Consider the following 7,132-nt stretch of genomic DNA (forward strand, 5'->3'; position numbering starts at 1 on the left):
AAGGCGGGAGGCGCGATCCACGGCGCGGTGCTGTGGGGCCTGACGACGCTCGCGGGCGTCATCGTCCTGGGCATGGTGCTGTCGTCGGTGATGGGCGCGGTGTTCAACGTCGGCAAGGCGGCGGTGGAGCGCTGGAGGCTGCCGCCGGGCGCACGCGAGGGGGACGTCATCGTGGATGGCCGCCTGGACCTGGAGCGGACGGAACAACTGCGGCGCGAGGTGGCGAGGAAACGGGCGGCGCTGGCGGTTCCACTTCCTCCGGGGCTCGAGCTGTGAGGTGGGGCACCGGAGCCCACGGACAGGGATAGGCGTTGACGGCCGACCCAGGATGATGAACATGCGCGCGATGCTGGAGTCCCTGCCCTTCCTCGAAGATGCCCAGCGGGGACTGGTGCGGTACTTCGGCCTGTCGGAGTTCCGCCCCGGCCAGGCCCCCGTCATCAACTCCGTGCTCAGCGGCCGCAACACCGTGGTGGTGATGCCCACGGGCGCGGGCAAGAGCCTGTGCTACCAGCTGCCCGCGCTGCTCCTGCCGGGCATCACGCTGGTGGTGTCGCCGCTCATCGCGTTGATGAAGGACCAGGTGGAGCAGCTCACCGCGAAGGGCATCCCGGCCACCTTCATCAACTCCTCGCTGTCGGACCTGGAGCGGGCGGAGCGCCTGCGCAAGCTGCGAGCCCGCGAGTACAAGCTGCTCTACGTCGCGCCGGAGCGCTTCCGCAGTGGAAGCTTCCTGGAGCTCATCTCCGAGCTGGGCGTGGAGCTGTTCGCCGTGGACGAGGCGCACTGCATCTCCCAGTGGGGCCACGACTTCCGGCCGGACTACGCGCTCCTGGGACAGGTGCGCAAGCGGCTGCGCCCCCCGCGCACGGTGGCCCTCACCGCCACGGCGACCCCGGAGGTGCGCGACGACATCGTCCGCGTGCTGCTGATGAAGGACCCGAGGGTGTTCGCCCAGGGCTTCGACCGGCCGAACCTCTTCCTCGACGTGGTGAACGTCAACGGGGACGAGGAGCGCCGGGAGGCCTGCGCCCAGCTGGCGGCCAAGGGCGGCAGCGGCATCATCTACTGCTCCACGCGCAAGGCCGCGGAAGGGATGCACTCCGCGCTCGTGACGCGCAAGGTGCGCGCGGTGCTGTACCACGCGGGCATGGAGGACGACGCCCGCCGCCGCGCGCAGGAGGACTTCATGTCCGCGAAGGAGGCGGTGGCGGTGGCCACCAACGCCTTCGGCATGGGCATCGACAAGTCGGACATCCGCTTCGTCGCGCACGCCAACATCCCCCGCGCGGTGGAGGCGTACTACCAGGAGATTGGCCGCGCGGGCCGGGACGGCAACCCCGCCACGGCGGCGCTGCTCTTCAACCACGCGGACGTGTACACGCAGGAGCGCCTCATCGAGAGCAGCCACCCGTCCGAGTCCGTGCTGTCGGACGTGTGGTCAGCGCTTCAGGGCGTGGAGGAGTTCGACCGGGGCGTGCACGCGCTGGCGGGCATGGTGGGCGCCAGCGAGTTCGAGGTCTCCGCCGCGCTCAAGATCTTCGAGCGCGAGGGCAAGCTGGAGCGCGGCGGTCGCGGCGAGGGCGAGTACGGGCTGACGCTGACCGACAAGGCGCCCACGGCCCAGCCGCACGCGCCGGAGACCCAGCGGCTCTTGCGCTCGCTGCTGGAGACCTTCCCGGTGGGACGTCAGGCCACCACGGAATTGCCCATCCTCGCGCGGCGCACGGCGCTGTCGGAGGACGAGCTCCGGCACGCGCTGGGGCTCCTGGAGAAGGCGGGCGTCGTGCGGGTGCGCAAGCCCTTCGCGGGGCGCTCCATCCGCGCGCTGGAGCGCGTCCCGTTCCGCGAGCTGAGCGTGGACCTGAGCCGGGTCCGCACGCAGGAGCGGCACAACCTGCTGATGCTCAAGCGGATGACGGACTACGCGTACACGCCGAAGTGCCGGCGCGCGTTCATCCTGAACTACTTCGGGCAGGCGGACGCGGCGACGGTGTGCGGCACGTGCGACCGGTGCGCGGGCAGCATGATGCCCAAGCCGTCCGGATCCACCTCGCGCGCCGCGCCCGCAGCCTCCGGCGCGCCGGTGCGGGTCTACAGCGAGCTGGCCTCCACGGAGCTGCGCCGCTGGCGCAAGGACCTGGCCAAGGACCTGGATGTCCCGCCCTTCATCATCTTCAACGACGCGACACTCCTGGGCATCGCCGCCGAGCTGCCGGTGGACCGGGAGTCCTTCCTCGCGGTGAAGGGCACCGGGGAGAGCCGCTGGGAGCGCTTCGGCCCCAAGGTGGTGGAGATCTGCCTGATGGCCCGCGCCGCGGGCCATGAGCCGCAGGCCTCGCCCGTGCCCCCGCGCGTGCGCAAGTCGAAGCTGCGCCGCACCTCGTGAGGCCCGCCGTCGGCGGGCCTTGGGCGCTCAGCCCTGGGGAGGGCCGCTCCGGTGGCTGGCGGCGCGAAGGACGGCCCACCGCAGCACGCCCATGATGGCGCCCACCACCAGCGCGAGCAGGAAGATGACCACCACGGTGACGACGCCGAAGAGGACGCGCACCCCCAAATCGGAGATGCGGCCGTTGAAGTACGCCGCGCGCAGCGGCTCCAGGCCGTGCACCACCTCCAGCGCCCGCGCCGGCAGGGAGTCGAGCGCCATGGACAGGCGCTCGACCGTCGGCGAGCGGAACTTCCGCCGGAGGACCTCCACGACGATGCCCACCAGCAGGTAGAGCACCGACAGCAGGAAGGCGTTGCCCCACATGACCTGCAGCAGGGGTGAAGACGGGGGCCGCTCGCGCACGTCGGTCACGCTATCTCGACGCCCGGCGCTTGAGGAGCGGAAGGGCCTTCTTCACGCGCTTCGCATCCGGGGCCTCCCCTGCGAGCCGCAGGAAGGCCTCGTAGGACTCCACCGCCCGGGGCAACTCCGCCGTCTCGCGCGCCAGGACGTCCGCCAGCGCCAGGTGCGCCATGCCGTCGGTGGGCTCCAGCTCCACCGCCTTGGCCAGCGCCTCGCGCGCGGGGGCCTCCTGCCGTTGCTTGAAGGCCACCAGGCCCAGCGCCAGGTATGCCCGGCCGCTGAAGGGGGCCAGCTTCACGGCCTCGTCGGCGGCCGCCCGCGCCTCCTTCACCATGCCCGCGCCCAGCAGCACCCGCGCCAGCGTCGTCTGGGCGAAGGCCTTGTCCCAGACGGTGTGTGCACGGTCGGCCAGGTCCTGCAGCGTGCGCGACGCGCCCCGGCCTCCGCCGGGAAGCTGCGCGTACAGCTCGCCCACGCGGCCGCACGTCGCGTCCGGACCCTCGCGCCGCGCCGCCGCGAAGGCCGCGTCCGCGCTCTCGACCTGGCCCTGGCGCAGGAAGGCCTGGGCGATTTCACAGAAGGTGTTGGGGTCCTTGGAGTCCAGCTTGTTGGCGCGCTCCAGCGCCGCGAAGCCGCCCTTCGCATCGCCGTTGCTGAACAGGAGCGCCGCGCGCAGCCGCTGCCCTTCCGCGTCCTCCGGCGCGAGCTTCACCGCGCGGCCCGACGCCCCTTCGGCCTCCTTGCGGCGACCGGACTGGTACAGCGCCAGCGCGAAGCCCTTCTGCGCCGCCGCGCTGCCGGGGTTGTCCAGCTGCCACGCCTCGAACTGCTTCAGCGCCTCTGGCGTGCGGCCCAGCGCCAGGAGCACGCGGCCCAGCGCGTCGCGAGACTCGCCATGCGCGCCGTTGCGCTCCACCGCCTGCGTCAGCGGCTTGAGGGCCATGTCCGGCAGGCCGCGCGCCAGGAGCAGCCGCCCCAGGGAGCACGCACCCTCGTAGTCGCGGGGGTCCTTCAGCGCCTCGTCGAACTGGGCCTGCGCCTTGTCGAGCGCGCGCTCGCGCCAGTACACCTGCCCCAGCGCCACGCGCAGGTCGGTGCGCGGCCGCTTGGCGAGCGCCTTCTCCAGCACCTCGCGTGCCTGGGCGCCGTTGCCTTCGTTCGCGTCCGCCAGCGCCAGCACCGCGACGGCCTCCGGCGGATAGCGGTCGTTCACGCGCGTGCGGGCCAGCTCCGCGCGGGCCTTCTTCCAGTCTCCCAGCCGCGCGTACGCCGCGCCGCGCACCATCGCCACCTTGCGGCCCCCATCCACCTCCAGCCGCTGCAGCGCCTCGCGCTCGCGGTCGCGGTCCAGCAGCGTGCGCCCCAGGCCTTCCTTCGCGTCCTCGCTCTTGGGCTGGAGCTTCAACGCGGCCTCATAGGCCTGCTGCGCGGCCTCCAGCTTGCCGGCGGCGCGGCCCGCGGCCCCCAGCGCGAGCTGGAAGTCCATGGCCAGCGGCCCCTGCGTGCCCTGGGCGAGCAGTGCGCGCGCCTCCTCGTACTTGCCCAGCGCGGACAGCAGCTCGCCGTGCACCAGCTGCTGGCGGGGCTTGAGCGCGGGGGGCAACTTCGGATCCTTCGCCAGCGGCGCCACGTCCGCCAGCCCCGCTTCCAGCTCCTGCTCCAGCGCGAGCCGGCTCTCCGCCATGCCGATGCGGGCGGCCGGGTGCTCCTTGGAGACCTCGCGCGCGCGCTTGAACATCTCCAGCGCCTGCGCGAAGTCCTCGGAGGCCAGGTAGTAGCCGCCCAGGGACACGAGCGCGCGGACGTTGCCCGGCGACGCCTTGAGGGCCCGGTCGAAGCGGTCCAGGGCCTTCTTCTCGTCCTTGGCCGCCAGGAGCAGGCTGCCCGCGAGCGCGTGCACCTCCGTCACGTCGTCCTGCGAGGCGAGCAGCGCGCGGCGCGTCGACTCACGGCCCCGCTCGTCCGCCACCAGCTCGTTCGTCGCGAGCACCAGCCCGGCGAAGCCGTCCTTCACGCCCGGCTTCTCCAGGGCCTCCAGCGCCAGCCGCCGGTCCTCGGAGGCACCGCCGTGGTCCTGGTAGCGCAGCGCGTGCGCGTAGGCCGTGAGGGCCCAGCCCTGCGCACTGGCTTCGTCCATGTCGCGCGCGCGGTCAAGCTGCCGGAGCGCTTCGTCCAGGGACGCGCCGGTGTCCTGCGCCACCGCCCGCCGGGCCAGCTCCAGCGTTTCGGACAGCGTCTGGCCGCCCTGGCGGGAGCGGTAGAGCAGGAAGAAGCCCGCGCTCGCGCCCAGGAAGATGATCGCGACGAAGAGGGCCACGGTCTTCGCGCCGTAGCGCTCCAGGAGGGACTGCTTCGCCCGCTCCTTGGCGATCTTCTCGTGCATCTCGCGCTCGTACTTCGCGGCGAGCGCCTCCGTGTCCTTCGCGTTCGCCGCCGCCTTGTTGCGGGCGGTCGCCGCCGCCAGCTCCGTGGCATCCGGGATGTCGTCCAGCAGCGAGCGCTTGCCGCCCGCCGTCGTAGCGACTGGAGCCACCGGCGCGGGAGCCCGCGCCCGCACCGCCTCCGGGCCCGGAAGGTTTCCGAGCAGCCCGCCGCCCTGCGACGAAGAAGGCTCGTCGGCCGGAGCATCCGGGAGGTCCGCGAGCATTCCGGACGAACGCGCGCGACCTGGCGCCTTTGCCGGCTCCGACGGGCCCGCCTGAGCCCCGGAGTTCTGAGGTTCGGCCCCCGCCTGCGCCTCGCGCCTGGACTCCGACGACTCCTGGCCCGCCTCCACGGGGCCACCCTGAGCCTCACGTCCGTCAGCCGGATCCGAGGACCCGTCCGAAGCCTCACGCCCGTCAGCCGGATCCGAGGCCTCACGCCCGTCAGCCGGATCCGAAGCCTCATGCGCGGAAGCGGGATCCGAGGACCCGTCCGAAGCCTCACGCCCGGAAGACGGTTCTCCGGGGGATTCCGCCCCCGCCCCTTCCGGACCGCCGGAAGCAGGTCCCACCGAAGCGCGCGCATCCGTCGCACCCGCTGTCGGCGCGGCTCCGCTCGCCGGGCCCGCCTCGGACGCGGCGCGCTCCGCGCCACCCGCGGGGGTCTCCGTCCGGGCACGACGCGGCTCCAGACCGGCCGCCGCCGCCGCGCGCGCATCGAACGCGGACGGCTGTGCCTCCGCCCCAGGCGCCGGGGCCTCGTCGTCCTCCGGAGCCGCCGCCGGGACCGCCAGGGTGCCCAGGTCCGCGAAGATGGGCGCGGGCCCGCCGGACAGCGCCTGCTGGGCTTGATCCAGCCACTGCTTCACGCGCCCGTTGTTGGGTTGCAGCGCCACGGCCTTGCGAAGGATGGGCAGCGCCGAGCGGAACAGCCCGCGCTGCAACAACACCTCGCCAATGAGGTTGTAGGCGTAGGGGTTGTCCTTCTCGATGGCGATGGCCTGATCGAACTGCTCCATCGCCTCCGCGGGCCGGCCCAGTTGGATGAGCGCCTTGCCCCACAGCACCCGTCCCACGGTGGACGTGGGGTGGTGGGTGATGCCTTGGGTGCACACTTCAATCGTGCGCGCCGCGTCTCCCTTCTCCAGGAGCGCCTTCGCCAGCTCCACGAAGACGGAAGAGGTCGGGTCCTGCCGGAGGAGCTGCTCGTAGCGCTCCACCATCGACTTGGCCATGTTGAGTCGCGACTCCGGTGCTCGGGCGGGGAGTGCGGACCATAGCACCGCCCTCGTCCCGCGCACGCAGCGGGTGGTAGCGTCGCGCACGTGAACCGCCTGCCTGCCCTGATGTTCGCCCTGGTCCTCGGTGGGGCCTGTGCCCACACCCCACCCGCTGGGGACCCGGAAACGCTCCGCCCCGCCGTGGAGGGCTTCCACAAGAACCTGCGCTGGCGCAACTACCGCGCCCTGTCCAGCTTCCTCGTCCCCGAGGAGCGCCAGGACTTCGAGCGCAAGCGCCGCGAGCTGCACGACGAGCGCGACCTCACCGTCACCGACTACGAAATCGAGGACGTGAAGCTCGCCGACGACGGCAAGCGCGCCACCGTCCACAGCCGCATCCAGTGGATGCGCCTGCCCTCCGCCTCCGAACAGACCGAGTCCGTTACCTCGGAGTTCGTCTTCCGCGATGGCGTCTGGCTGCTGGAGAAGCAGCAGTCAGGCCCGTTCGCGGGCGAGCTGGAGTAGAAAAAAAGTCGCCCACCGCCTCGGGGCCGGCCGAGACGGTGGGCGTCGAGGGTTCCCCAATGGAACCCCCTACCAGGGTGACGGGGTCGCGCGGTGTTGCTCAGGCCCGCTGCGACCTCGCCGTGTTGCCCGGTACATGAGCAAGGCGGGTGCCAACCTCCGCGCCCCCC

General features: G+C 72.4%; 5 protein-coding genes. 3 read left to right on the plus strand and 2 right to left on the minus strand.

Annotated features, from left to right (window positions below; genetic code table 11):
- The first annotated feature begins 72 nt into the window (after window positions 1-72).
- Window positions 73-276 carry a DUF3006 domain-containing protein gene (locus D7Y13_RS47270; RefSeq protein WP_244222416.1) on the plus strand — a complete coding sequence of 68 codons (204 nt, stop codon included), beginning with the start codon at window positions 73-75 and terminating at the stop codon, window positions 274-276.
- A gap of 61 nt (window positions 277-337) precedes the next feature.
- Entirely contained in the window at window positions 338-2,389 is a 2,052-nt protein-coding gene (locus D7Y13_RS35585; RefSeq protein WP_370451723.1) for a RecQ family ATP-dependent DNA helicase, read from the plus strand.
- Window positions 2,390-2,416: 27 nt separating this feature from the next.
- On the opposite strand, the gene D7Y13_RS35590 is transcribed toward D7Y13_RS35585, so the two are convergent.
- Together D7Y13_RS35590 and D7Y13_RS35595 are read right to left on the minus strand one after the other, a co-directional pair.
- Complete coding sequence (locus D7Y13_RS35590; RefSeq protein WP_370451722.1) at window positions 2,417-2,803, minus strand: hypothetical protein; 387 nt, start codon at window positions 2,801-2,803, stop codon at window positions 2,417-2,419.
- 1 nt (window position 2,804) lies between these two features.
- Window positions 2,805-6,452, minus strand: a complete 3,648-nt coding sequence (locus D7Y13_RS35595; RefSeq protein ID WP_120585339.1) for a tetratricopeptide repeat protein — start codon at window positions 6,450-6,452, stop codon at window positions 2,805-2,807.
- A 90-nt stretch (window positions 6,453-6,542) separates the two neighbouring features.
- On the opposite strand from D7Y13_RS35595, the gene D7Y13_RS35600 reads away from it, so the two are divergent.
- Window positions 6,543-6,962, plus strand: coding sequence for a hypothetical protein (locus tag D7Y13_RS35600; protein ID WP_120585338.1), 420 nt, complete (start codon window positions 6,543-6,545; stop codon window positions 6,960-6,962).
- Window positions 6,963-7,132 lie beyond the last annotated feature (170 nt).

The organism is Corallococcus praedator, assembly GCF_003612125.1.
GTDB classification, from domain to species: Bacteria; Myxococcota; Myxococcia; order Myxococcales; family Myxococcaceae; genus Corallococcus; species Corallococcus praedator.